19 protein-coding genes and 1 pseudogene are annotated in these 24,736 nt (G+C 67.1%); 4 read left to right on the forward strand and 16 right to left on the reverse strand.

The annotated features are described in order from the left end of the window. A complete protein-coding gene (locus XarjCFBP7645_RS06110) occupies positions 1 to 1,056 on the forward strand; it encodes an MlaA family lipoprotein (RefSeq protein WP_104536571.1) in 1,056 nt (351 codons plus the stop codon). Positions 1,057 to 1,202: 146 nt separating this feature from the next. Here the strand turns inward: XarjCFBP7645_RS06110 and XarjCFBP7645_RS21895 are convergent, their stop codons facing one another. The 5 genes from XarjCFBP7645_RS21895 to rmuC form a co-directional block, all read right to left on the reverse strand. After that, entirely contained in the window at positions 1,203 to 1,415 is a 213-nt protein-coding gene (locus XarjCFBP7645_RS21895) for a hypothetical protein (RefSeq protein WP_258079505.1), read from the reverse strand. A gap of 21 nt (positions 1,416 to 1,436) precedes the next feature. Beyond that, on the reverse strand, positions 1,437 to 1,574 hold the full coding sequence (locus tag XarjCFBP7645_RS21900; protein WP_258079506.1) for a hypothetical protein: 138 nt from the start codon (positions 1,572 to 1,574) through the stop codon (positions 1,437 to 1,439). 30 nt (positions 1,575 to 1,604) lie between these two features. Then, positions 1,605 to 2,150, reverse strand: a complete 546-nt coding sequence (locus tag XarjCFBP7645_RS06120; RefSeq protein ID WP_104536572.1) for a glutathione peroxidase — start codon at positions 2,148 to 2,150, stop codon at positions 1,605 to 1,607. Between the two features lie 153 nt (positions 2,151 to 2,303). Then, entirely contained in the window at positions 2,304 to 2,684 is a 381-nt protein-coding gene (locus XarjCFBP7645_RS06125) for a hypothetical protein (RefSeq protein ID WP_104536573.1), read from the reverse strand. A 209-nt stretch (positions 2,685 to 2,893) separates the two neighbouring features. Continuing rightward, complete coding sequence (gene rmuC, locus XarjCFBP7645_RS06130) at positions 2,894 to 4,477, reverse strand: DNA recombination protein RmuC (protein WP_104536574.1); 1,584 nt, start codon at positions 4,475 to 4,477, stop codon at positions 2,894 to 2,896. A gap of 245 nt (positions 4,478 to 4,722) precedes the next feature. Between rmuC and XarjCFBP7645_RS06135 the strand changes: the two genes are divergently transcribed. The 3 genes from XarjCFBP7645_RS06135 (at position 4,723) to XarjCFBP7645_RS06145 (ending at position 7,483) form a co-directional block, all read left to right on the forward strand. After that, entirely contained in the window at positions 4,723 to 5,343 is a 621-nt protein-coding gene (locus XarjCFBP7645_RS06135) for a glutathione S-transferase family protein (RefSeq protein ID WP_104536768.1), read from the forward strand. Positions 5,344 to 5,478: 135 nt separating this feature from the next. Next, positions 5,479 to 5,859 (forward strand): hypothetical protein, encoded by a 381-nt coding sequence (locus XarjCFBP7645_RS06140; protein WP_047129789.1) that lies wholly within the window; start codon positions 5,479 to 5,481, stop codon positions 5,857 to 5,859. Positions 5,860 to 6,067: 208 nt separating this feature from the next. After that, positions 6,068 to 7,483: an amino acid permease gene (locus XarjCFBP7645_RS06145; RefSeq protein WP_104536575.1), complete on the forward strand. Its 1,416-nt coding sequence runs from the start codon at positions 6,068 to 6,070 to the stop codon at positions 7,481 to 7,483. 397 nt (positions 7,484 to 7,880) lie between these two features. Here the strand turns inward: XarjCFBP7645_RS06145 and XarjCFBP7645_RS06150 are convergent, their stop codons facing one another. From XarjCFBP7645_RS06150 to XarjCFBP7645_RS06205, 11 genes and pseudogenes are all read right to left on the reverse strand, one after another. Continuing rightward, positions 7,881 to 10,358 carry a GH92 family glycosyl hydrolase gene (locus XarjCFBP7645_RS06150; protein WP_104536576.1) on the reverse strand — a complete coding sequence of 826 codons (2,478 nt, stop codon included), beginning with the start codon at positions 10,356 to 10,358 and terminating at the stop codon, positions 7,881 to 7,883. Between the two features lie 197 nt (positions 10,359 to 10,555). Continuing rightward, positions 10,556 to 10,957: pseudogene (locus XarjCFBP7645_RS06155) on the reverse strand (hypothetical protein); the annotation flags it as partial. Positions 10,958 to 11,532: 575 nt separating this feature from the next. Then, positions 11,533 to 11,925 (reverse strand): DUF2628 domain-containing protein, encoded by a 393-nt coding sequence (locus XarjCFBP7645_RS06165; protein ID WP_104536578.1) that lies wholly within the window; start codon positions 11,923 to 11,925, stop codon positions 11,533 to 11,535. A gap of 133 nt (positions 11,926 to 12,058) precedes the next feature. After that, positions 12,059 to 13,810: a sensor domain-containing diguanylate cyclase gene (locus tag XarjCFBP7645_RS06170; protein WP_104536579.1), complete on the reverse strand. Its 1,752-nt coding sequence runs from the start codon at positions 13,808 to 13,810 to the stop codon at positions 12,059 to 12,061. A 201-nt stretch (positions 13,811 to 14,011) separates the two neighbouring features. Beyond that, on the reverse strand, positions 14,012 to 15,181 hold the full coding sequence (locus XarjCFBP7645_RS06175) for a glycerate kinase (RefSeq protein ID WP_104536580.1): 1,170 nt from the start codon (positions 15,179 to 15,181) through the stop codon (positions 14,012 to 14,014). A gap of 25 nt (positions 15,182 to 15,206) precedes the next feature. After that, positions 15,207 to 16,517: an MFS transporter gene (locus XarjCFBP7645_RS06180; protein WP_104536581.1), complete on the reverse strand. Its 1,311-nt coding sequence runs from the start codon at positions 16,515 to 16,517 to the stop codon at positions 15,207 to 15,209. Between the two features lie 292 nt (positions 16,518 to 16,809). Then, entirely contained in the window at positions 16,810 to 18,063 is a 1,254-nt protein-coding gene (locus XarjCFBP7645_RS06185) for a dipeptidase (RefSeq protein WP_104536582.1), read from the reverse strand. Positions 18,064 to 18,171: 108 nt separating this feature from the next. Next, on the reverse strand, positions 18,172 to 18,648 hold the full coding sequence (locus XarjCFBP7645_RS06190) for a hypothetical protein (protein ID WP_104536583.1): 477 nt from the start codon (positions 18,646 to 18,648) through the stop codon (positions 18,172 to 18,174). A 54-nt stretch (positions 18,649 to 18,702) separates the two neighbouring features. Then, positions 18,703 to 20,835, reverse strand: coding sequence for a penicillin acylase family protein (locus XarjCFBP7645_RS06195; RefSeq protein ID WP_258079507.1), 2,133 nt, complete (start codon positions 20,833 to 20,835; stop codon positions 18,703 to 18,705). 11 nt (positions 20,836 to 20,846) lie between these two features. Further along, positions 20,847 to 23,609, reverse strand: coding sequence for a TonB-dependent receptor (locus tag XarjCFBP7645_RS06200; protein ID WP_181126192.1), 2,763 nt, complete (start codon positions 23,607 to 23,609; stop codon positions 20,847 to 20,849). 156 nt (positions 23,610 to 23,765) lie between these two features. Continuing rightward, entirely contained in the window at positions 23,766 to 24,734 is a 969-nt protein-coding gene (locus XarjCFBP7645_RS06205) for a FecR family protein (protein ID WP_104536586.1), read from the reverse strand. Positions 24,735 to 24,736: the final 2 nt, after the last annotated feature.

The following is a 24,736-nucleotide window of genomic DNA, read 5'->3' on the forward strand; positions in this document are numbered from 1 at the left end:
ATGACCCAGCTTCGCCCCCTTTCCTTGTTGGCCTGCCTGCTGCTTGGCGCCTGCGCCGGCCAAGCTCCGAAGTCCGCGCCGCCGGTGGCCGCTGCCGAGACCGTCCCGGATGCGACCCCAGCGCCGGTGCGCGACGATGCCGGCGTGACCGCACAGCCGGCCGCCGCCGGCTTTGCCGCACCCGACGCCGTGCCGGCCACCGCAGCGGCGTCCACCGACCAGACCAGGGCCGATGCTAGCGCCGGTACGCCCGGTGCACCTACCTCGGCCGAGGACGACTTCGCTGCGCTCTACGGCCCCACCACCCCGCAGGCCGGCGCCAACGGTGCACCGGTACAGCCCGGTGACGCGTCGTCCTATGATCCGTGGGAGCGCTATAACCGCGGCATGCACCGCTTCAACCTGGCAGTGGACCGCGGCGTGGCGCGTCCGTTGGCCACCGGCTACACCAAGGTCGTGCCGCGTCCGGCCCGCCTGGGCGTGACCAACTTCTTCGACAATCTGGGCACGCCGCTGACCATGGTCAATCAGCTGCTGCAGGGCCACCCGGTGTATGCGGTGCAGTCGCTGGGCCGCTTCGTGATGAATTCCACGCTGGGCGTGGCCGGCCTGTTCGATCCGGCCTCGGCAGCGGGCATTCCGCGCCGTAGCGAAGACTTCGGCCAGACCCTGGGTGTGTGGGGCTGGCGCAATTCGCGCTACTTCGAGCTGCCGTTGTTCGGCCCACGCACCGTGCGCGATACCTTCGGGCTGGGCGGCGACATTCCGCTCTCGCCGTTGCGCCAGGTCGACGACAGCGGTGCGCGCTTCGCCCTGCAGGGTTTGCAGCTGGTGGATACGCGCGCGCAACTGATGTCGCTGGATTCGCTGCGCGACCAGGCACCGGACGAATACGCGCTGACCCGCGATGCGTGGATGCAACGCCGCAACTACCAGATCGTGCGCGATCTGCGCAGCCATCGCGAAAAGAACAACGAGCTGCCCGACTACCTGCGCGAAGACAAGGACAGCACCGTTCCGGTGGATGCGATGCCGATCCCGCAGTGGATTCGTTGATCGGTCGAGCTTGCGGTTTGGAGTCAGTACGAAAAGCCCGGGAGCGATCCCGGGCTTTTTTGTGCGCCGGTCTTTTACGGCCCTGCCGGCAATGTCTCGCGGAGAAAGCTCTGAAGAAAAAAACCGATCCACGCCACCGGCCTGGATCACGTTGGTCGTTGTAGGTCAGCCGCGACATACGCTGCCAGAATCGCCTGCTGAAGATCCGTCGGCAGCTTCGCATAGTCGTCAGCACGGTCCTGGAACTTGTCCAGAAGTGCAGTGGACAAATCAAAACCGTCCGCCACCGCAGCGATCACCAGTAGCGTGCACATCGCAAACTCACGGACATGGCCTGACACAAGGGTGTGGGCGCCCAACTCGACAACCTCGTACGGATATCAATCCTCACCCGGCTCGAACCGACCACCGCGCGCAACCACGGCTGCGAGCGCCAGTGAATGCCGCTCTACGTCCTGACCATAATCGCGCTGGGCAATGAAGCGCAATTCGTCAGGCGTTAGCGAATGCAGCAGCACGGGTAACGTTGGCGTGTACTCCGCCACGCACTACGCAGCCAGCGCCGCATCCACCGCTGCACGCAGGCGCGCATCGTCTGCTGGCACGTCGGGGGCGAAGCGGTCGATGACATGGCCGTCGCGGCCGATCAGGAATTTCTCGAAGTTCCACAGCACGCCCGGTGCCGGGTTGGGTGCGATGCCGTAGCCGGCCAGTTTTTCGCGCATCGGGCCGTCGCCGGTGGCCTGCGGGCGGGCGCTGGTCAACTGCTGATACAGCGGATGGGTTTCGGCGCCGGTGACGGCGATCTTGGAAAACATCGGAAAGCTCACGTCATAGGTGAGCTGGCAGAACTGCGCGATCTCCGCCTCGCTGCCGGGCTCCTGTCCCTTGAAGTCGTTGGCCGGAAAGCCCAGCACTTCCAGTCCCTGTGCCTGCTTGTCGCGATACAGCGCTTGCAGGCCTTCGTACTGCGGGGTCAGCCCGCATTTGGAGGCGACATTGACCACCAGCAACACCTTGCCGCGATAGTCGGCCAGCGTGGCGGGCGCACCGTCGATGCGCGCCACGGGGATGTCGTAAAGCGTCTGGCTCATCGGTGCGTCCTGGACAGGTGGAGCCGAGAGCATAAACCGCCAGGGTGGAGCGAGCGATGCCGCTGGCTCACGCTGCCGGCAGATGTCTGCAGCGACGCGCACGGGCCGATCGGCTGACCGGCCAGTGCAAGCGCTTGGCCATATTCGAAGCCCTCAATCGATGCACAACGCGGCCTGGCCCATGCCGCCGACCACTTCCTGGCGGCAGCCGAAGCGGTCGCTGTCGCGCTGGCAGGTGCCGGAGGTCGCGGTGCCGGTCGGCACGATACTGGTGGCCAGGCAATCGCCGCTGCAGTCGGCGTTGTCGCTGCAGGTCTTGCCGGCGTCGGCATACGGCACCACGCAACGCACCGTCTGCATGCGGCCGACAGGACGCAGTTGCCCGCCCTTTGCCGTGCAGTCGGCAGCGTCGGCGGAGACGGCGCGCGGTGGCTGCGGAGCGCTTGCCGCAGCGCCCGACCTGGCCGCCGGGGTATTGCTGCATGCGGTCAGCAGCAGCGCGCAGAGCACTGCGTGGATCGATCGGGTCGCCATCGGGGAAAACCTCTTCTTGAACCAGGTGACGCAAGCATCGCGGCGGCGATGTCTGCGTGGCGTGCTCGCCATCGGGCGCAAGAAGGGCACGCCGGAGACCTGCGTTCGTAGGAGCGCACCCGGGCGCGATGAGGCGTTATCGGTAATGCCCGGTCGCGCCCGGGTGCGCTCCTACGTCATGGCTTGTGGCATCGCCTGACGCAGCCGGATCACTCCTGCTCGTCGTTGCTGTCGTCTTCGCTGCTGCTTCCGGTGTCGTCGCTGCCGGCATCGTCCAGCAGCGCCTGGGAGTGTTCGCTGGCCAGGGTTTCCACGCCACGCAGGCGGCGTTCGATGGTGCGGGTCTTGCGGCTGGCTTCGCCCAGGCTCTTGCCGACCGTGCTGATCTGGCGCTCGGCCTTTTCGAGAATGCCGGCGAATTTGCCGAACTCGCTCTTCACCGCGCCCAGCACCTGCCAGACCTCGCTGGAGCGCTTTTCGATCGCCAGCGTGCGGAAGCCCATCTGCAGGCTGTTGAGCAGGGCGGTGAACGTGGTCGGGCCGGCCAGCACCACGCGATGTTCGCGCTGCAGCAGGTCGACCAGGCCGGCGCGACGGATCACTTCGGCGTACAGGCCCTCGGTGGGCAGAAACATCACCGCGAAGTCGGTGGTCTGCGGCGGGCACACGTACTTGTCGCTGATCGACTTGGCCTGGATGCGGATGGCGCGTTCCAGCTGCGCGGTCGAAGTCTTGATCGCGTCCAGCTCGCCCTTTTCCTGCGCATCGATCAGGCGCTCGTAGTCCTCGCGCGGGAACTTGGCATCGACCGGTAGCCACACCACGGTGTCGTCGCCACGCCCCGGCAAGCGGATCGCAAAATCCACCGCTTCGGCGCTGTCGGGCCTGACCCGCACGCTGCGCGCGTACTGCTCCATCGTCAGCGTCTGCTCGAGGATGTTCTCCAGCTGCACCTCGCCCCAGCCGCCGCGGTCCTTGACGTTGGTCAGCACGCGCTTGAGATCGCCCACGCCGGTGGCCAGCTGCTGCATTTCGCCCAGGCCGCGCTGCACCTGCTCCAGGCGCTCGGAAACCAGCTTGAAAGAGGCATCCAGGCGCGTGTTGAGCGTGGTCTGCAGCTTTTCGTCGACGGTGGCGCGCATCAATTCGAGCTTGCTGGCGTTGTCGTTCTGCAGGTTAGCCAGCTGTTGTTCCAGCGTGGCGCGCATCTCGCCGATGCGCAGCTCGTTGCGTTGGGTGAGTTCGGTCAGACGTTGGCCCAAGGCCTCGGTGAAGCGCTGCTGCGACTGTCCGGCCTCTTGCCGGCCCTTGCGGGAATCTTCGGCCAGCGCGTCGCGTAGGGCGGCCATATGGGTGTCGGTGCGTGCGATCAGCTCGGTCAGTTGCAGGCCGAACACCTGGATGCGGGTTTCCTGCTGCTGGCCGAAGCCGTCGAGCTGGGTGCGCAATTCGGTCAGCCGCAGCGTCAGCAGTTCGCCGGTGCGTTGTTGCGCAAGGCCACTTTCTTCGCGGGCCTTGCGGGCGTCTTCGCCGAGTGCGTCGCGCAACAGGTCCAGGCGCTGATCGGTGCGCGTGGACAGCTCGGTGAGATTGCGCGCGAAGGTTTCCAGGCGCCCATCCTGTTGCCGCGCCAGGCCTTCGAGTTGCTCGCGCAGTTCGCCGCGGCCGTCGCGTTGCTCGGCGCGCAGCGCCAGCTCCAGGCCGCTGGTGGAAGGACGTCGCAGCAGCGCGATCAGCTGCAGCACCAGGACTGCGACGAGCAGTCCGAGAAGGATCAGGGATTGGGATGACATGTGCGCAGTGTAGCCGGGCCGGTCGCAGGGGCTGCGTCAGTGACTTGCCGGCCGGAGGTGTCGGCGCGGCTGCAGGGCGCAGCGTACGGCCGGTTGGCGCGCACTGCGTCCGATGCAGATGGGCGACCCCTGCGATGTGCCTGGCGGAGGTGCGAAGCGGCCTGGCATCGCGCCGAGGTCTGGGCTGCTGCGCAGATGCAGGCATGCGCGCTAAGGTGAGCGACCTGCCCAAGCCGTTGCCGACCGTGCTCGAACTTTACGGAAAACCGACCTCCATCAATGTGCGCAAGGTGCTGTGGCTGTGCGAGGAACTGGCGCTGGACTACACGCTGCACACCTATGGCAGTGGGTTTGCATCGGTGGACACGCCGGCGTTCCGCGCGCTCAACCCCAATGCGCTGGTGCCGGTGATCCGCGATGGCGATCTGGTGCTGCGGGAGTCGAACACGATCTGCCGATATCTGGCCGCACATGCGGGTCGCACCGACCTGTTGCCGACGGCTCCCGCCGCACGTGCGCTGGTCGAGCAATGGATGGATTGGCAGGCCACCGAGCTCAACACCGCCTGGCGGTACGCGTTCATGGCCACGGTGCGTGGCAGCGCGGCGCATGCCGATGCGCAGGCGATTGCGGCGAGCGTGCGCGAGTGGAATCGGCACATGACCATCCTCGAGGCACAGCTGCAACGCGGCGGCCCGTTCGTGCTCGGCGCGGATTTCACCCTGGCCGATATCGTGCTGGGGCTATCGACGCAGCGCTGGTTCGCCAGCCCGATCGCGCGGCCGGCGTTGCCGGCGGTGGCGGCGTATCACGCACACTTGAAGACGCGTGCCGGGTTTCAACGTCATGGCTGCAACGCGCCGTAGACGCTGCGTGCGGCGCCGGCGTGCAGCGAACGAGACAGCGCAGTGGTGATGGATTTGCAGACTGCTCGGACCACATTGACCTCAACGTGACCTGCGCATGGCTAGGGTGAGGCTTCGTTCCTGCCAGGCCAGCTGATGACCACCGCCACCAACCAAACCCGTCTGTTCGCGCTGGGCCTGTTCGCGTTTCTGGGCAGCTTTGCGGCGATCGTGTGGTACCTGATGCGGCCGTACGGTACGGCGTATTTCTTCCCGGTGCACTTTTTGATCGGGGCAGCCTTGCCATTCGGGTTCTATGCGATCGGCGGCACGCGGCTGTGGTTCTGGATCGGGATCGGGGTCACCGCACTGGTGCTGCTGTGGTTCAACTTCTGGGGGCATGACGCCAACGGTGCGGCGCCACGCCTACTCGACTGGACCCACTTTGCCGCTGGTGCGGTGGGTCTGATTGGCGCATGGGCGGTGCAGTTGGTCTATCGCAATGTGCGCCCACCGCATCGCCCGTCTGTTGAGTGAGCGGGGATTGGGATTGCGGATTCATGAAAGCCGGGATGTCGGTGGCGGTCATTCCGCGCCAAGCACCGGCGAGGTGCGGTGCGCGCCCAGTAAGGCGGTGGGCGTGCGTGCACTGACACGCCTACGCCGACGCATGACCTTGGACCGATAGCTTTGCTGCGGCGCGTTGGGCGACACTCGGGAATTCTTTGATTCCCGCGAGGTCCGCATGTCGTCTTGGCTCAGGCGCAAATCCATCGATCAGGTCACCGTGCACGAGGCCGGCCGGCAACTGGTCCGCAGCCTGAGTTGGCCGCACCTGATCGCGCTGGGTATCGGCGCAATCGTCGGCACCGGCATCTACACGTTGATCGGCGTAGGCGCGGACAAGGCCGGCCCGGCGGTGCTGCTGTCGTTCGTGGCCGCCGGCATTGTATGCGCCTGCGCGGCGCTGGCGTATGCGGAGATGGCCACGATGATGCCGGCCGCCGGCAGCGCCTACACCTACAGCTACACCGCACTCGGCGAGAGCATTGCCTGGGTGGTGGGCTGGAGCCTGGTGCTGGAATACTCGCTGGTGGTCAGTACGGTGGCGGTGGGCTGGTCCGGCTACTTCGTCGGCTTCCTGCAGTGGCTGGGGGTCAACCTGCCGCATGCCCTGGTGGCCGGGCCGCATGCCGGCGGCATCGTCAACCTGCCGGCGGTGGTGATCACCTTCCTGGTGGCCGGCATGCTGATGGCCGGCACCAAGGAAAGCGCCACGCTCAATGCGGTGCTGGTGGTACTGAAGATCGTGGCGCTGGGCGTGTTTGTGGCGATCGCCCTGCCGGCCTTCGACAGCGCCAACCTGCAGCCGTTCATGCCGTATGGCTTCCCCAAGACCGCAGGCCCGGATGGCGTGGAGCGCGGGGTGATGGCGGCGGCGGCGATCATCTTCTTCGCGTTCTATGGCTTCGATGCGATCTCCACCGCAGCCGAAGAGACCAAGAACCCCGGCCGCGATCTGTCGATCGGCATCGTCGGTTCGATGATCGGCTGCACGCTGATCTATGTGCTGGTGGCGTTGTCGGCGGTGGGCGCGATGAGCTTCACCGTGTTCGGCAAGAGCCCCGAGCCGCTGGCGCTGATCATGCGCGAACTCGGCCACGGCAAGGCGGCGTTGGTGATCGGCGCGGTGGCGATCATCGCGCTGCCGACGGTGCTGCTGGCATTCCTGTACGGGCAGAGCCGCATCTTCTTCGTGATGTCGCGCGATGGCCTGTTGCCGCGCGGTTTGTCCAAGGTCAACGCACGCACCGGTACGCCGGTGGCGATCACGTTGTTTACGGCCGTGTTGGTGGCCGCGTTGGCCGGCGTGGCGCGGCTGGATGAAATTGCCGCCTTGGCCAATGCCGGGACGTTGGCGGCGTTCACCGCGGTGGCGGCGTGCCTGCTGGTGCTGCGCGTGCGCGAACCGACGCGTGCGCGCTCCTTCCGTACGCCGCTGGCGTGGGTGGTGGGTCCGGTGGCGATCCTGGGCTGCCTGTACCTGTTCTGGAGCCTGCCGAGCACCACGCAGGGCTGGTTCCTGGTGTGGAACGTGCTGGGTGTGGTGGTGTATGTGGCGTATGGGCGGCGGAATAGCCGGTTGGGGAAGGTCGGTTGAGGTGGCTTCCTTCTTCCACCGGTAGAAGGCGCCCGCAGGGCGGATGAGGGGCGCCTCGGATATCCACCAATGACCAGCGATGACGCACGCGCCGCCACGCGCCTTCAGGGTTGAATCGTTGATGGGAAAGTCTTGGCGGTAGCCGTCCTGTGCTGCACGGCTGCTTGCGGATGCGCGCTGATCACTCCCTTCTTCCGCCCGAAGGGCCGGACGAGGGTACGGGCGAAGCCTGGTGTTATCCAACTTGGTCAGGGGCTTCGCTCCGTACTCTCACCCCAACCCCCGGCCCGCGCCAGCGGCGCCCTTATCGCCCCGCAGGAGAGGGGCTTGAGCACGTGCGCCGGCAGCGTTAGCCCTTTCCCTCGCACTCCCCCGCAACCAGGAGAGGAGCTTTCGCTCAACGCGCGGTTGCAGGCGTGGCGCAGAACGAGGTCGGGAGTGCGTCTGGTTGGGTGCCCCAGCCCTGGGTCGGCGCCTGCCTGGTCAGCGCGAACGACAGCGTGCCGCCCTGCTGCAACTGGGCCCAATCCAGGAACACCTGCCGCTGCGGCGCGCCGTTCAGATGCACGCTGTCCACGTATTGCAGCGCGCGGCCATCGGCGCCGGGGGCGTCGATGCGCAGGCGCTTGCCGTTGCCCAGGTTTAGCGTCACCCGCTTGAAGCGCGGGGCGTGCAGCAGGAACTGTCCGCTGCCCGGTACCGCCGGATACAGGCCCAGGGCGCTGAACAGGTACCAGGCCGACATCGTGCCGAGGTCGTCGTTGCCGGTGACGCCGTTGGGCGCGTTGGTGAACAGCTGCTGCGCAGCGCGCACCACGGTGGCGGTCTTCCACGGCTGGCCGATCAACGTATACATCCACGGTGCGTGCAGATCTGGTTCGTTGTTGGGGTTGTAGCGGTACTGGTTGTAATAGCTGTACGGGCCGACCACCCAGTGCGTGCGCGCGGCGTTGAGCGGGTCCTTCAGCAGGTCGTCGTAGGCGAAGAAGGCATCCAGGCGTTTGCCGGCCTGCTCGCTGCCGTGCATGGCCTGCAGCATGCCGGGAATGTCCTGCTGCACCAGCCACTGGTATTGCCAGGCGGTGCCTTCGTGGAAGCCGTGCTGCGAGCGCGGGCTGTAGCGATCGTCCGAGGGTGCGTACCAGCTGCCATCTTCCAGCCGGGGCCGTGGAAACCCGCTGAAGCCGGTATCGGTATCGCGCACGTTGGCGTCCCAGACGCTGCGCCAGTTGCCGCCGCGTTTGCGTAGCAACGCGCTGTCGTCGGGGTGGCCTAGCGCTTGCGCCATCTGCGCCAACGCGCAGTCGGCCAGCGCGTACTCCAGCGTGGCCGAGCCGCCGTGGTGCGGGTCCACGTCCATGCCCTTGGACGGGAACGCGCGGTCGTACTGCACGAAGCCGTTGGCCAGATAGCTGGCGTTGCCGGAGCGGCCGGCGTGGCGCGAGTTGATCGGCGGTTGCTCGAAGGCGTTCTGGCGCAGCGCTGCGTACGCCTGCGCCTGGTTGTCCTGCAGCGCGCCGAAGCGCCACAGGTCGACCAGGAACGGGGTCACCGGATCGCCGGTCATGATGTTGGTATCGAAGTTGGCATAGCCCCAGCGCGGCAGCCAGCCGCCTTGCTGATGGATCGCCAGCAGCGAGCGGCCGATGTCGCGCGCGCGCGTCGGCTGCAGCAACGCCAGCAGCTGGTTCTGCGAGCGATAGGTGTCCCACAGCGAGAAATACTCGTAATAGGTCCAGCCATCGGCGCGGTGGATCGCATCGTCGAAGCCGCGATAGCGGCCATCGACATCGCTGCCGGTCAGCGGCTGCAGCAGGGCGTGATACAGCGCGGTGTAGGCCACGCTGCGGTCGTCGGCGCTGGCGCCATCCAGCTGCAGGCTGGCCAGCTCCTTGCGCCACGCCTGCTGCGCGCGTTGGCGCATCTGCTCCAGGCCCAGCAGCTTGCCGCCGAGCATGCCGTCGGCGCGCAGGTTGTTGCGTGCACCTTCGGCATCCACGTGCGAGATGGCGCTGACCACGGTCACTGCGCGCGCGTTCTTGTTGTTGCCCAGCGGGAAACTGAGCCAGGCGCCATTGGGCTTGAGTTCGCCGCCCATGCCGTGGCGCGCATCGGGCACGCCGCCGTCTTCGCCCCACACGCCGTGCGCGGTGAACGGGCGGTCGAATTCCAGCCGGAACCAGGTGGTGTATTCGTGGCCGCCACAGAAACTGCGCGTGGTCAGTTTGCCTTCGACCACGCGGTCGCCGACCACCTGCAACTGGCTGCCGATCACCACGTGGCGGTCGTTGGCCTGGCCCAGATTGACCAGCACATGGCCGGTGTCGGCGCCGGGAGCGAAGGTGTAACGCTCGGCCGCGGCGCGGGTGAGCGCGGTGGCTTCGGCGTCGATGCCGCCGTAGTCGGTCAGCCGCACCTTGTAGTAGCCGGCCTGGCCGACTTCGCCGTCATGGGTGTAGCGGGCGGCGTAGCGCTTCTGGTCGAAGGCCTTGGCGTCGCCGGTGTCGAAGTCGCCGCCAGGGCCGATGCGGCCGGTGACCGGCAGCACCGAGACCTGCCCGCCCTGCTCCCAGCAGCCGGCCCCGGACAGGAATGAATGGCCGAAGCCGCGGATGCTGGGGTCGTCGTAGCGCCAGCCGGCGTAGTGCGCGCCGATCGGGCTGACCTGGACCAGGCCGAACGGCGCCGAGGCACCGGGGAAGGTGTTGCCGTCGTCCTTGCTGCCGATGAAGGTGTTGACCTGCGCCGGGTCCTGCGCGGCCAGCGGCGCGGACACCGCCATGCCGAGCAGGCACAGGCCGGCGGCAGCGCGGCGCCAGAACGGCAGCGCAGCGCCGCGGAAGACGGAACGGTCGAACGAAACTGCGCAGAGCATGCAAGACACCTCGGGGGAGCGGGCGACCGAAGCCGCAGGTGGAGGATCCCTGCCGAGCGCTGCACCACGCAGCGTTCGGCTTACAACGACCGCGTTTGAACGAGCGGCGGCCCGAGACCGGCCGGCACTCGCGTGCAGTGCCGGCGCCCGCACGGCCACCCGCTGCCGTCTGACGATCTCACCGGGCGTTGGTCGCCTCAGAAATCGAACACGTATTCTGCCGCGATCTCGCGCCCCACCGGACTGAACAGGCGGCTGTTGTAGAACTCGTAATCGAGCTTGTATGGATCCTTGTGGTTGTAGCCGGTGCTGTTGAAGACGTTGTTGACGTAGAGGTTGAGCTTCATCGCCGGAGTGATGCGATAGCCGAGATTGACGTTCCAGGTGATCGCCGGGCCGACGCGGCCGAAGTATTTGCGGGTGCTCTGGCCGAAGGTGGGGCTGGCCGGATCGGTGTCGGTGCAGTTGGCGCGGTCGTCGGGCACGCCGCCATCGGCAAACGGCACGCAACCGCCTGGGTTGTCGAGCCGGTCCAGGCCCCAGTGCGAGCGCACGCCGGGCACCGCGCCGACACGGTCGCCGTAGACGGTGGCGTTCCAAGCGTCGTCGAGGACGATGGTACGACGGAAAGACTTCGTCTTTTCAAACACTTGCGGGGGAATGGGGTACTTGGATCGATCTAAATTCGGTACCGTCGTGTGTCATGGGTTGGCAAAGATTAAGCATTCTCGCCCACCTGCTGCACACCGCGGTGCAGCAAAGTGTGCGGCGTCTGGCAGTTTTTCCGATGCTTAGGTGTTTTGAATCAATCTGTTGCGACTGCTCGGGTACTGCGTTTCCGGCGCGTGTCAGCTACGCTGACGGATGAGCCGGCTTGGGGTCCGATTGGGCTGCGTTGCGCGCGGTCGGTTGAGAGAGCTGCGCTTGGGCGTGTTGCGTATCGGTGGGCCGGACCCGCACCCCAACACCCGCTCCGCGCCCCGGCCCGCGCTAGCAGCGCGGGCGCTCCCAGGCACGCGCGCCAGTGGCGCGCACGCTGCGCCTTATCGCCCCGGGGGGAGAGGGGCCTGGTCCCCGGGGCTTGGTTCGCCCATAAAAAAGCCCGGTCAGTGACCGGGCTTGGCGACGCTGGCATGGCGGCGGGAGGGGCCGACGCGCCGGTGACGCAGTTGCTTCAGATCCAGCGCATGCCTTCGAACGGGTTCCAGCTGGTGCTGCCCTTCGCCTTGTCCAGGTAATAGGCGTAGTTGGCGATCATGCCGGTCAACAACGACAACGGCAGCCACAGCACGTTCTGAAACGCGGCGGGCAGGAACGAGGCCACGATGCTGACCACGATGCTGATGCCGATCAGGCTCAACGCCTTGCGCCACAGGCCGATGATGAAGAAATAGATGACGCCGAAGAAGAAGGCATAGAAGTTCATGCCGACCTTGACCTTCTCGCCAAAACTCAAGGTCTTCAGTGCGTTCTTGTAACTGGGGTCTTTGGGGCCACCGTGACGGTCGAAGAAATCGAAACGGAACTGCCACTTGGGACTGAGCTGGGTGCGATCGAAGGTGTCCATTCCAAACCATGTAGTTGAAAACGGTTACATGATAGGCGATCGCGTATTCATCGGCACGTTCGCGGGCGCCGGCAAGACGTAAGGGTCAGCCGCCGATCAGCTTCGGCAGTGGCTGCCTGCAGGACGCAGCACGTTATTCGCGCCCGTCGCTGACGCTGGTGCCGCGGCGCGCCCGGCGCAGCGCATACAGCGAGCGGTCGGCGCGATCGACCACCGCCGCCAGCGCCTCGCCGTCGTTGCGCAGGGCGGTGCCCAGGGTGAACTGGATCGGCGCGTCGTCGGTGGCGGCCATGTAGTGGCGCGCCAATGCCGCCAGCTGCGGCTGGGTGGGTTGATGCAGCAGCACCAGGAACTCGTCGCCACCCAGACGGACCAGCCGGTCCTGGGTGCGCAGCGGTTGATTGAGGAACCAGGCCATCTGCACCAGTACCTCGTCGCCGCGCTGGTGGCCATGGGTGTCGTTGACCAGTTTGAACTTGTCCAGATCCACCACGATGCAGCCCCAGCGCACGCTGGGGTCGCGCTTGTCGAGCTCGTCCAGGAAGCGGCGGTTGTAGCAGTTGGTGAGCGGGTCGGTGAACGACCATTCCAGCAGCTGTTTCTCCTGCTGGTACTGGTTGGTGATGTCCTGGGCGTGCGCCAGTACGATGGTGGCGTCGGACTCCACGTCCAGCACGTTGCTGTACTGCCAGTGGCGCAGGCTGCCGTCGCTGGCGACCAGCTCGATCACCCCGGCGTCCTGACCGTCGAGCACCATGCGCGACAGATAGCCCTGCAGGGCGGCATGCCGCTCGGGGCGGACGAATTCCAACAACGAGCGGCCTTCCACACCGTCCACGCTGCGGCCCAACGAGCGCGCGGCGGCCGGATTGACGCTGATCAGGCGGCCATCCATGTCGTGGGTGCAGATCAGGCCCAGGCTGTATTGGAACATGTTGCGGAACTTGCGCTCGCTGGCGGCCAGCGCATCCACCGCACGATGGCGGTCGGTGACGTCCTGGATCGCGCCGATCAGGCGGGTGCGTCCGTCCACATGCTCCATCGAGCCGGTGGCGTGCACCCATAGCTGCCGGCCGGTGGCGCTGACCAGCGGCAGTTCCAGATCCCAGGGCGTGCCATCGTGCACGCAGGCCTCGACCGCCTCGGTGATCACCGCGCGCGCATCGAGCGGATAGAAGCCGATTCCCTCGGCCAGGGTCGGCCGGTAGCCCGCCGGCAGATCGTGCAGGCGGCAGGTCTGGTCCGACCAGGTCAGGGTGCCGCTGGCGACGTCCACTTCCCAGCCGCCGACGCCGGCAACCCGGCCGGTGCGTTCCAGGAACGCCTCGCTCTCGCGCAGGCGTTGCTGCAGTTGCGCATTGGCGTCTTCGCGCTCCAGCATCAGCCGGCGCTGCTCCAGGCCTTCGGCGGCAACCCTGGCCAGGTGCTGCAAGGCGGCCAGTTGCGCCGGCTCCAGCGCGCGCGGGCGCTGGTCGATCACGCAGACGGTGCCCATGCGCAACCCGTCGGACAACACGATCGGCGCGCCGGCGTAGTAACGGATCCCCGGCGCCTCGGTGACCAGCGTATTGTCGCAAAAGCGCGGATCGGCCGGCGCATCGCGTACTTCCATCACCGCATCGTTCTGGATGGCGTGGGCGCAGAATGCGAGTTCGCGTGGACTTTCGCCGGCGTCGGGCAAGCCGATATTGGCCTTGCACCATTGACGATGCTCATCCACCAACGACACCAGCGCGATCGGCGTGCCCGCGATCGCCTGCGCGGCGGCCGCCAGCGCATCGAAGAACGGCTCGGTATCGGTATCGACGACCTGCAACAGCGCCAGACGCGACAGCCGCTCGGTCTCACGGGAGGTGGATGACACAAAGGCGTCGCAGTGGCTCAATGGAATGCTCGCTTGTTCGCCGGGCAATCTGCTCAGTCTAGCGGACCGGACATACCTGCTAACGCAGCGTTGCGTGCGCCATCGCACAGAAGATACGCTGTGCGCGGCCCGCGCGCCACGTGGCGACCGCATGGGCACGGCATGGGCACGGCATGGGCACGGCATGGGCACGGCCTGCGCGAGGCATCCCGCGCGCTGCCGTCAGCGCATGTCTGCACTCGCAGGCAGCTGCGCCAAGCCCTGGCCCACCTGCAGCGCGGCGGCCACATTGCGCGCAGCGATGCGCACGTTGCTGGCGGCGTCGGCCAGTGCCTGCTCCACCGTGCAGGCGCGATGCACCACCGCAAACATCGCGTCGATGCCATGGCCATGCAGCAGCGCGGCGCCGTTGCCCAGGCAACCGGCGATGGCGAGCACCGGCTTGCCGTGCCGCTGCGCCACGCGCGCCACGCCCACCGGGGTCTTGCCGTGCAGGCTCTGGCCGTCCAGACGGCCTTCGCCGGTGATGACCAGATCGGCCTGGGCGACCAACGCATCCAGCCCGAGCGCCTGCGCCACGATCTCCACGCCGGGCCGCAACTGCGCGCCCAGGTACGCCACCAGCGCCGCGCCCAGGCCGCCGGCCGCGCCGCCGCCGGGCAGGTCGTGCAGGCGCACACCCAGGTCGCGTTGCAGCACATCGGCGTAGTGCTGCAGGTTGCTGTCGAGCTGGCGCACCATGCCGGGGGTGGCGCCCTTCTGCGGGCCGAACACCGCCGAGGCGCCGGTCGGGCCGATCAGCGGGTTGTCCACGTCGCAGGCCACTTCGAACTGGCAGTCCTGCAGCCGCACGTCCAGGCCCTGCGTGTCGATGCGGGCCAGCGTCGCCAGCGCGCCGCCGCCAGGGCCGATCGACTCGCCCTGCGCATCCAGCAGCCGCACGCCCAGGGCCTGCGCCAGACCGGCGCCGCCGTCGTTGGTGGCGCTGCCGCCGATGCCGATGACGAAGCGCCGCGCGCCGGCATCCAGCGCGGCCAGGATCAACTCGCCCACGCCCGCAGTGCTGGTGCGCAGCGGCGCGCGCTCGGCCGGCGGCACCAGCGCCAGGCCGCTGGCGGCGGCCATTTCGATCACCGCGGTGCGGCCGTCGCCGGTCAGGCCGAAGAATGCCTGCACCGGGATGCCGAGCGGGCCGCTGACCGTGCAGTCGATCACCCGCCCGTCGGTGGCCGCCACCAGCGCGTCGACCGTGCCTTCGCCGCCATCGGCCACCGGCACCTTGCGGTACTGCCAGTCGGGGAACACCTCGCGGAAGCCGGCCTCGATCTGGGTGGCCACCTCCAGCGCAGACAGGCTTTCCTTGTAGGAATCGGGCGCGATGACGATCTTCATGGGCACACTCGCTGGGACGGATGCATCACTGGTTCACCGCGCGTGCCGGCACCCGCAGCACCAGCGCGGCGCCCAGCAGCATGGCCCCGGCCAGCACGTACAGCGCCAGCTCGGTGCTGTGGGTGGCGTCCTTGATCCAGCCCACCAGGTACGGGCTGACGAAGCCGGCGACCTGGCCGGTGGAGTTGATCAGCGCCAGCCCACCGGCCGCAGCGGCGGCAGTGAGGAAGCCGTTGGTCAGCGGCCAGAACAGCGGCAAGCCACTGACCGCGCCCATCGTGGCCAGGGTCATGCCGAACAGGGCCAGGCCCAGGTTGTCGGTGACGCTGGCGGCGATGCACAGCCCGGCCGCCCCCATCAGCAGCGGCATCACCAGATGCCAGCGGCGCTCGCGGCGGCGGTCGGCCGAGCGGCCCATCAGCACCATGAACACCGCCGCGGCCAGGTACGGAATGGCGCTCATCAGGCCGATCCGCATGGGGTCGGTGACGCCGCTGCCCTGGATGATCGAGGGCAGCCAGAAGTTGATCGCATACACCCCGCTCTGGATGCAAAAGTACACCGTGCCCAGCATCCACACCGCCGGGTTGCGCAGCACCGCGCCCAGCGAGCTGGAGGCACCGGCCGGCTTGCCGGCTTCGTCGGCGGCCAGCGCGCGGGTCAATGCCTGCTTCTCCTGCGTGTCCAGCCAGCTCGCCTGCTGCACGCCATCGCTGAGCAGGAACCACACCCCGATGCCCAGCAACACCGTGGGCAGGCCCTGCAGCAGGAACATCCATTGCCAGCCGGCCAGGCCACCCTGCCCGGCCGAAAAATGGCCGAGGATCCAGCCCGACAACGGCCCGCCCAGCACGCCGGAGATCGGGATGGCCGACATGAAGACGGTCATGACCCGGCCGTGCTGGGCGCGCGGAAACCAGCGCGTCAGGTACAGCACGATGCCGGGGAAGAAGCCGGCCTCGGCCGCGCCGGTGAGCAGGCGCAGGGTGTAGAAACCGGCCGGGGTGCGCACGAACATCAGGCAGGTCGACAGCAGGCCCCAGCTGACCATCATGATCGCCACCCAGCGGCGCGCGCCGATGCGCTGCAGGATCAGGTTGCTCGGCACCCCGCAGGCCAGATAGCCGATGAAGAAGATGCCCGCGCCCAGCCCGTACACGGTTTCGCTCATGCCCAGATCGCCCAGCATCTGCAGCTTGGCGAAGCCGACATTGACCCGGTCCAGGTAATTGAACAGGTAACAGACGAACAGGAACGGGATCAGCCGCCACAGGATCTTGCGGTAGGTCGGGGCCATGCCGTCGGGGGGCGGCAGGGGCCGGGAGGCTTGGGTCATCGCACGCTCCAGCAGTCGGTGGGCCCACCGGCGCACAGTGCCCTGGCACTGGCACCGCACAGGGGTCGGCGCATTCTAGTTGGCGCTTGTTCCAGGAAGCATCGTCAGCCTGCTGCCTGGCTGTGGGCAGGTAAACGCCAGTTTTTGTGCAAATGCCCAAATCCACATTTACTCCAGCCCTGCACCAACAACCAAGCCAGCTCCCCACCGCCAGGCGCTATGCAGGACCAGCCCCGCACGACAGACCGCCTCGGCTTTGCGAATCCCGAATCCCGACTGCCCAATTCCAGCACTACCTCCCTACTCCCGATTCCCCACTCCCCACCGCATACGCCTGCGCCTGCCCCATCACCCGCAGCAGATTGCCGCCCCAGATGCCGGCGATCTGCTGTTCGGTGTAACCCTTGCGCAGCAGCCAGGCGGTGATGCGCGGCAGGTCGGAGACATCTTCCAGGCCGACCACGCCACCGCCGCCGTCCCAGTCCATGCCGATGCCGACGTGCTCGGGCCCGACCACCTTGAGCACATGCTCCAGATGGGCGAAGAAATCCTCCTCGGTGGCGCGCTTGATCGGGTAACGCGCATCCAGGTCCTTGAGCGCGGCGCTCAGGGCCGTGCCGTCGGCGATCTTGATGTGCTCCCAGCCGCCGTATTGCTCGGTCAGCGCCTTCTCGGCGGCCTTGCGCTCGGGGCTGGCGCCGCTGTCGACCAGATAGCCGCCGTAGGAATTCACCTGAATCACCCCGCCGTGCCGGGCCAGCACCTTCAGCCGCGCGTCGTCGATATTGCGCGGATGGTCGAAGACCGCACGCGCGCCACTGTGCGAGAGCACGATCGGCACCGGCGACAATGCGATCAGCTGGTCGAACACCGCATCGGAGGCATGCGATTGATCGATCACGATGCCCAGCGCCTGCGCCTGTTGCACCAGTTGCCGGCCGGCCGGGCTCAGGCCCTTCCACTCCGGGCCCTTGGGGTCGGTGGCCGAGTCGGCGAACTCGTTGTTGAGAAAATGCACGGTGCTCATCAGGCGCAGGCCTTGCGCGTAATAGAAGCGCAGCAGGGTGGGGTCGGCCACCAGCGGGCTGGCGTTTTCCATGCTGATGTACACCACGCGCTTGCCATCGGCCTTGATGCGCGCGGCATCGGCGGGCGTGCTGGCGAAGGCGAAGCGCTGCGGTTGCGCGGCCACCAGCGTGTGGATCTTCAACAGCCGCTGCAGGCCGGCATCGCGATCGTCCAGGTGCGCGGCCGCACTGCGATTGCCCTGCCCGGTATAGACCGCCCAGAAGCCCCCATCCAGCGCGCCTTCGACCATGCGCGGGTAATCCACCTGCGACAGCCGGTTGCCGGCATGCGCCTGCAACACGTCGAAGTCGGGGCGCTCCAGGTTGGCCGGCGTGTCCAGATGCGAGTCCAGCGTGACCAGCCGCTGTTGCAGCGCCGTGGCGCGCGCCAGCTCGGCCTTGGAAAACTCCAGCGCGTGGCCGGATGCGGCCACGGCCAGACTGAGCAGGATGGCGGTGCACAGGCGATGCAGGGTCATGGCAGCTCGCAGAAGAATGGGGGATGCATCGATCATAGCCGCGCTTGCCTCAGCCGCTGCACGATCCGGGGATGTCGCGTGCGTGATCCACTGACCACGCGCCAGCACTCACTTGCGTTCGAAGAACTCGTGATACGCCTTGGATTTGCCTTCCGGCGACTTGCCCACGCCATTGCGGATCAGCGTCTTGCCGTCTGCAGAGAACGTCCAGAACTCGCCGACGATCACGTCGTCGTCCTTCATCTTGAGGATCTGGTAGGTGTCGGCGCCGGTCTTGCTCACCGCGATCTGGTTGAAGCGCGCCTGCTCGTCGAGCGGGCTGGGCTTGCCATCCAGCGTGGTGACGTAATCGACATTGTACGGTGCCTGCGGCCGGGTGGTGTTGATGGAGTGGTATTCGATGCGGTTGTCGGAGAACTGCACGTTGATGGTCAGCCGCATGCCCTTGGGAAACTTGCCGTCGCTCCAGTTGGATTTGGATTCCACCAACGTCCAGGCGCCGTCGTGCGGATCGGCAGCGAATGCGGTGGAGGTAGCAGTTAACGCCGAAACGGCGAACAAGACGGTGGTCAGGAAGGTGCGCATGGGCGATGTCCTTGGATGCAGGGATGTGCTGTGGGTGATGTCGAGATGGCGACGTCAAAAGTCGGTGCGCGATTCCAGGTGCTGCTCGACCTGCGCGCGTGTTGTCCACAAGGTGCGGAACTCGCCTTTGGACAGCAATGGCAGCTGGTCGCTGATGTGCGCCGAGCCAGGTTGGCTGGCATTGCCGTAGCTCATCAGGCCCTTGGCCTTGATGGGCGTGGAAAACTCCACCAGCGAGACCCAGGTTTCGCCGTGCTGCGGCAGGCGTTGGCCATCGGCATTGGGCGGGTTCCAGGTGATCACGTCGAACGCGCCGAGATTGCCGAAGCCGCCGCGGCCAGGCACATCCACATCGCCCAGGTGGAAGCGCGACACCTCGCCGTACGGCCGGTCGATGGCGCCATAGGCCTGCCTGGTAATGGCAACGGCCTGCTTGAGTTGACGCAGCGCCAGCGCCGGGTCCTTCAGGCCGCTGGGCGTGGTCAGCGCAGCGTCCAGCGACCACGGCGTGGCATAGCCGGCCTGCGAGAGATAGCGCGCATCGCCGGTGAACAAGCGCGCCCATTGCTCGAACAACAACGCGCCGCGACTGTCGGCTTCGAAGTGGCGGTCCCAGGCCTTAAGCACGTTGACGGCGGCGAGAATATCCGGATCGGTGCTGTCTGCGGCGGCAGCGTACAGCTGTGGCAATGTGCGATCGGCCGCCAGCGCCTGCGCGGTACGCTTGAGCGCAACCAGCTGGTCGAAGTCGATGCTGTCGTGCTCGGCCAGCATCTTCACCGAGTTCTGCGCGCGCAGTGACATTGGTCCCAATGGCGCGACATAGGCCGGAAATGCACTGGGGTCCAGCACCCGCGGCCAGCTCGCCAGCCACGGCGGGTCGTTGGTGTTCTGCACGAAACCGCCGGCCGGGTTGATCACCTTGGGCAGCTCGTCGTAGCTGTGTACCTCGCGCCACAACGTGGCCGCGGTATCGCCCGGTACCAGCCCGCTCCAGTATTTCAGATCGCCCTGCGCATGCCTGGGCAGGATGCCGTTGTCCAGGAACAGCACGTTGCCGGCGTTGTCGGCGTAGACGATGTTGAACATCGGCACCTGCAGTTGCTTGAGCGCGCGCTGGAACTGGGCAAAATTTTGCGCCTTGCCCATGTCCCAGTACTGCTTGAGCATGTCGGGGCGATCCAGGCCGGCCACACGCAGCGCCACGGTGCTGCCGTCGTAACGTTCGAACACCGGGCCGTGCACCGACTGCCGCAGCTGCAAGGTCTGTTCTTTCAGCGCGCCATCGGCCTGGCGGATCTTCAGCGTTCTGGTTTCCCGCTTGAACGGCAGCAGCTTGCCGTCCAGCAGATAGCCATCGCCCGACAACGTCAGTTTGTAGGTGGTCTGGCCCAGCAGCGTGTTCACCGTATTGGTGAAACCCAGTTGCTTGTTGAAGCCGAAGCGCAGGATCGGCAGGCCCACCTGGGTGGCGCCGTAGAGATCGACACCGGGGCCGTTGAGATGCGCTTCGTAATAGGTGAAAAAGCCGCTGCCCCAGGGCAGATGCGGGTTGGCCAGCAGCATGGCGTGGCCGTCGCGGGTCTTACTCGGCATCAGCGCCCAGGCGTTGGAACCATCGCGGGCCTGGCCGTCCTTGGGCGGCTCGCCCAGCACCTTGGCCGGCGAGGCGATGTAGACGTAATTCATCAGCCGGTGCGCGTGCGCCACCACGTCCACGCCGGTGATCGGCAGCACCGCCTTGACCTCTGCATCCAGGGCCTGCGGGTGTGCGGCCGCGTAGTCGTTGATGCCTTGCGCGAATGCGTCCAGGTCGGCACGAAAGCCCGGGGCCTGTTGTCGGTACCACTGCTGCGCGCGTGGGTAGACATCGTTGCTGGCCAGCCAGCGATCCTGTTCGGCGTACTGCTCGCCCCAGTATTCGGCGGCGCGGCCGCGTGCTTCGCCATAGAGATGCAGCAGCAGATTGCCGTGGCTGTGGGTCTGCGCCCAGCCGAAGCCGTAGAAGGTGCCGGCTTCGGTCCTGGCATAGATATGCGGCACGCCGTAGCGGTCCCACAGGATTTCGCCGCTGTCCTTGCCGGCGCCGGCCAGCGCCGCCAGCGGGGCGCAGAACAATGCGATCAACAGCCCTGCGCAGAGGGAAGCGCTGCGCGCATGCGCCCGCATCGAAGAAAGTCGCGGCACTGGATCACTCCTCAAAAGGTGTAGGTCAACTTGGTGTAATAGGACCCGCCGGTGAAGCCGTACGGCACGCTGGTGACGTAGAAACCGCTGCCGGTGCTGGCGACCGCGCCGATGTTCTTCGGGTATTGGTTAAACAGGTTGTTGGCACCCAGCGTCCAGGTGATGCGCTCGGACAGTGCGTAGGACGCTTCCAGATCGGTGATCCATTTGGCCGGCACGTGTTCGTCGTTGGCCGGGTTGTTCTCCAGCACATCGAAACTGCCGAAGCGGTTGACACGCACGTTGAGCGCGAAGTCGCCGAGCACCCAGTTGCCGCCCAGCAACACCTTGCTGCGCGGGGTACGCGACAAATAGCCGCGCGAGGCGCGGTCGAACAGTTCGTAGCCGGCGCCCAGCGAGTCCAACGCGGCCGGGTTGTCGGCGATGCGGGTGATCTCGGTGGTGTTGTAGTTGTAGCCCAGGTTCCAGTTGATCCGGCCCCAGTCGCCGGCCTCCATGCGCCAGGTGGCCACTACGTCCACGCCTTCGGTGCGGGTGTCGATGGCGTTGGTGAAGTACTGCGCGCTGTCGACCCCGGACACGCCGGCGCGGGTCAGCAGGTCGGTGACCGCCGCACCGGTGATGTAGCCGGTCATGCCGATGCGATCGTCCAGATCGATGCGGTAGGCATCCACGGTGAGGCTGAGCGCGCGCGAGGGGTTGTAGGTGAAGCCGATGCTGGCGTTGGTGGATTCCTCCGGCTTCAGCGGCTCGGCGCCCAGTGCCAGCGCGGCGGGGGAATCCACCGGCAGCGTCTTGGCCAGGAACAGCTCGCGATCGCCGTTGTCCAGCGTGCGCCAGCTGCTGTTGGTGGCCGCATACAAGGCCTGCGCCAGGGCGGGCGCGCGGAAGCCGGTGCTGACCGCGCCACGCAGCGCCAAGCTGGGCGTCATGGCCCAGCGCGCGGTGAACTTGCCCACCGCGGTGTCGCCGGCCGAATCGTCGAAGCGCTCGTAGCGCCCGGCCAGGCCCAGCGACACGCTGTCGGCCACGTCCCAGGTCAGGTCGACATAGGCCGCGCCGCTGTTGCGATCCAGGCTGCCGGCCTCGTCGGGCTGGAAGGTGATCGCGCCCTGCGCGCCGGGCGGCGGCGCCTGCCCGGCGCGCGGATGGCTAGCCGGAAACACGTAGTCGCCGGCCGCATACGCCGCCTGCTCGCCGGCCTGGATCTGGTATTTTTCGTAGCGGTACTGTGCCCCCAGCGATACCTGCAGCGGGCGCTCGGCCAGTTGCAGGCCACGGGTGATGTCCAGGCTGGTGGTCCAGTCGGTGGAGGTCAGCTGGCCGAGATAGAACGCGGTGGGGCTGGTCGGCCCCAGGCTGGCGTTGAGCGTGTGCAGGCCGTCGCGTTCTGAGGCGTTGCGGCCGTAGCTGGTGGCCAGGTCCCAGTCCCACTGGCCCCACAGGCCCTTGATGCCGGCAGTGAACTCGTAATCGGTTTCGTCGATGCGCAGGCGCGGGCTGTAACCGTCCGGATAGATCTCCTGCAGGGTGTTGTTGGCGTTGGGATTGCGGAACGACCATTCCAGGTCGCTCAGGCGGCGGCTGTAGGTCGCATAGGAATAACCGCGCAACTCGCCACCCAGGCCGAGTTCGGCGTTGTAGGACAGGTTGGCGCCCTTCTGCCAGGGCTGGCCGAAGTTGCGTGTGATCAGGCGGTCGGCGGTGGCCTCGCGCGGGTCCGGCTGGCCGTTGACCGGGTAGTACAGCCGGTAATCGTCGGCCACCGGCACTGCGCGATTGGAGGTTTGCTGATACCTGGCGTCGGCGGCCAGATAGACGAAGCCGTCGCTGCCCAGTGCCAGGCCCTTGCCGATGCTGGCGCTGCTGCTGTCGCCATCGGCGCGGTCGATGTTCTGGCCCCACAGCAGGTCGGCCTTGCCGCCATCGGCGTCGGATTTGAGGAGGATGTTGATGACGCCGGCGATCGCATCGGAACCGTATTGTGCGGCGGCGCCATCGCGCAGCACCTCGATGTGGTCCACCGCCGAGACCGGGACCAGGCTCATGTCCACCGGCACCGAGCCGCGCCCGACGATGCCGGCGATGTTGATGCTGGCGGTGCGATGACGGCGCTTGCCGTTGACCAGCACCAGGGTGTGATCCGGATTGAGCCCGCGCAGCCCGCCGGTGGCGATCACATACGAGGTGCCATTGCCGGATTTGGCCGGTGCATTGAACGACGGCACCAGATCGTTGAGCGCCGCCAGCAGGCCCGGGCGACCGGTCTTTTCCAGTTCCGCCGCGCCGATCACATCGATCGGGGTGGGACTTTCGGTGACGGTGCGCTGCACGCCGCGCGCGCCGGTGACCACCACCGCATCCAGATTGCCGACGGCGGCATCTGCGGGCGGCGTGGACGCTGCCGGCGTGGCTGCGGGTGCGTCCACTTGTGCGTAGCCCACACCCGGGTGGCCGTGCAACGCGGCCGTCAGCGGCTGCGCCGAGGCCAGCGTGATGCGCTCGCCGTCGTCTTCGACCACGCTCAATCCGGTGCCGGCCAGCAACTGCCGCAACGCCACGCGCGATTCCAGCGTGCCCTGCACGGCCGGCGTGCGTACCTGTTGCAGATATTCGCCCGGTGCCACGATCTGCACGCCGGCCTGCCGGGCAAACTCCGGCAACGCCACCACCGCATTGCTCTCGGGGAGCGAGAAGGTGCGCCCCTGCGCTGACGCTGCCACGGCATGTCCCGCTGCCATCATCGCCACGGCCGTGCCGATGGCCTTGCTCAAACGCCTGCTTGCTGCCTGCATCACTGCTCTCCGCTGGCGCGCGTGCGCCGCTGTCCGGTCGTTGTCACCATTGCTGTGTGGCCCCCTGTCTATTGGATGCGTGGCCGTCGCTTTTCCGCCATCGACATCGCTGGTGGTGACGTGCAGTGGGGCACATCACTGCGCGAGTGCGCCGCGCAGGTGTATGCCGCCACGGGTGTGTTCGATCTGCAGGCCCATGCTCAGCGCGACGGAGCGTGCAAAGCCTTCCGGATCGTTGGCCGAGTACAGGCCGACCACGGTGCGCCGCGCCACCGCGGGGTCGTCGATCAGGATGCGGATGTCGTTGTAGCGGGCGAATTCGGCTGCGGCCTGCGCCAAGGTGTCGCCGTCGAAGGCGATCATGCCCTCGCGCCAGACCAGCAGCTGCTGCACGCGCCGTGCTGGCAGCGGTTGCACCTGCACCGCCCGCGTCGGGCTGACCATGGCCAGCATGTTGGCTGTCACCCGCTGCGGTGCGCGCTGTTCGGCTTCCACGTCGACGGTACCTTCGCGCACGACCACCTTGACCGCATCGTCCTGCCGCCGGCGCACGCTGAAACTGGTGCCAACCGCGCGCACTTCCGCGCCGGCCGCCATCACCACGAACGGGCGGTGACGGTCCTTGGCCACGTCGAACAAGGCCTCGCCGCGCAGCAACTGGACCTGGCGACGGGCGGCGCTGAACTCCACCACCACCTCCGAGCCGGAGTTCAGCGTGACCGCCGAGCCGTCTGCCAACGGCAGGCGCAACACCTCGCCGATGCGGGTGAGGTGATGGCCGCTGGCGGGCACGCCGTTGTCGGGCACGGCCTGCTGCACTGCCAGCATGCCGGTGGCCGCAGCGACCACACAGGCGGCCAGTGCGGCCAGCCACCTGCCGCGTCGATGCGTGCGCCGCGAACGCGTCGTTTCCGCGCCAAAGCGCTGCCCCAAGGCACGCGCGCGGTCGAAATGCAGGTGCACCGCGTGCGCACGTGCATAGGCGCCGCGATGGCGCACGTCTTCGGCCAGCCAGCGGTCGCGCTGCATGCGCTCGGCCGGCGTCAGCCGGTCGCCGTCTTCGCGGCCCACCCAGGCGGCGGCAATGTCGTCGATGCTGCGCATGC

The sequence above is a fragment of the Xanthomonas arboricola genome (assembly GCF_002940665.1).
Lineage (GTDB): Bacteria > Pseudomonadota > Gammaproteobacteria > Xanthomonadales > Xanthomonadaceae > Xanthomonas > Xanthomonas arboricola_B.

Excerpts from the sequence above, each read along its gene's own strand:
- XarjCFBP7645_RS06110 (WP_104536571.1), top strand. The coding sequence starts at position 1 with ATGACCCAGCTTCGCCCCCTTTCCTTGTTGGCCTGCCTGCTGCTTGGC.
- XarjCFBP7645_RS06120 (WP_104536572.1), bottom strand. The coding sequence starts at position 2,150 with ATGAGCCAGACGCTTTACGACATCCCCGTGGCGCGCATCGACGGTGCG.
- XarjCFBP7645_RS06125 (WP_104536573.1), bottom strand. The coding sequence starts at position 2,684 with ATGGCGACCCGATCGATCCACGCAGTGCTCTGCGCGCTGCTGCTGACC.
- rmuC (WP_104536574.1), bottom strand. The coding sequence starts at position 4,477 with ATGTCATCCCAATCCCTGATCCTTCTCGGACTGCTCGTCGCAGTCCTG.
- XarjCFBP7645_RS06140 (WP_047129789.1), top strand. The coding sequence starts at position 5,479 with ATGACCACCGCCACCAACCAAACCCGTCTGTTCGCGCTGGGCCTGTTC.
- XarjCFBP7645_RS06145 (WP_104536575.1), top strand. The coding sequence starts at position 6,068 with ATGTCGTCTTGGCTCAGGCGCAAATCCATCGATCAGGTCACCGTGCAC.
- XarjCFBP7645_RS06150 (WP_104536576.1), bottom strand. The coding sequence starts at position 10,358 with ATGCTCTGCGCAGTTTCGTTCGACCGTTCCGTCTTCCGCGGCGCTGCG.
- XarjCFBP7645_RS06165 (WP_104536578.1), bottom strand. The coding sequence starts at position 11,925 with ATGGACACCTTCGATCGCACCCAGCTCAGTCCCAAGTGGCAGTTCCGT.
- XarjCFBP7645_RS06175 (WP_104536580.1), bottom strand. The coding sequence starts at position 15,181 with ATGAAGATCGTCATCGCGCCCGATTCCTACAAGGAAAGCCTGTCTGCG.
- XarjCFBP7645_RS06180 (WP_104536581.1), bottom strand. The coding sequence starts at position 16,517 with ATGACCCAAGCCTCCCGGCCCCTGCCGCCCCCCGACGGCATGGCCCCG.
- XarjCFBP7645_RS06185 (WP_104536582.1), bottom strand. The coding sequence starts at position 18,063 with ATGACCCTGCATCGCCTGTGCACCGCCATCCTGCTCAGTCTGGCCGTG.
- XarjCFBP7645_RS06190 (WP_104536583.1), bottom strand. The coding sequence starts at position 18,648 with ATGCGCACCTTCCTGACCACCGTCTTGTTCGCCGTTTCGGCGTTAACT.
- XarjCFBP7645_RS06205 (WP_104536586.1), bottom strand. The coding sequence starts at position 24,734 with ATGCGCAGCATCGACGACATTGCCGCCGCCTGGGTGGGCCGCGAAGAC.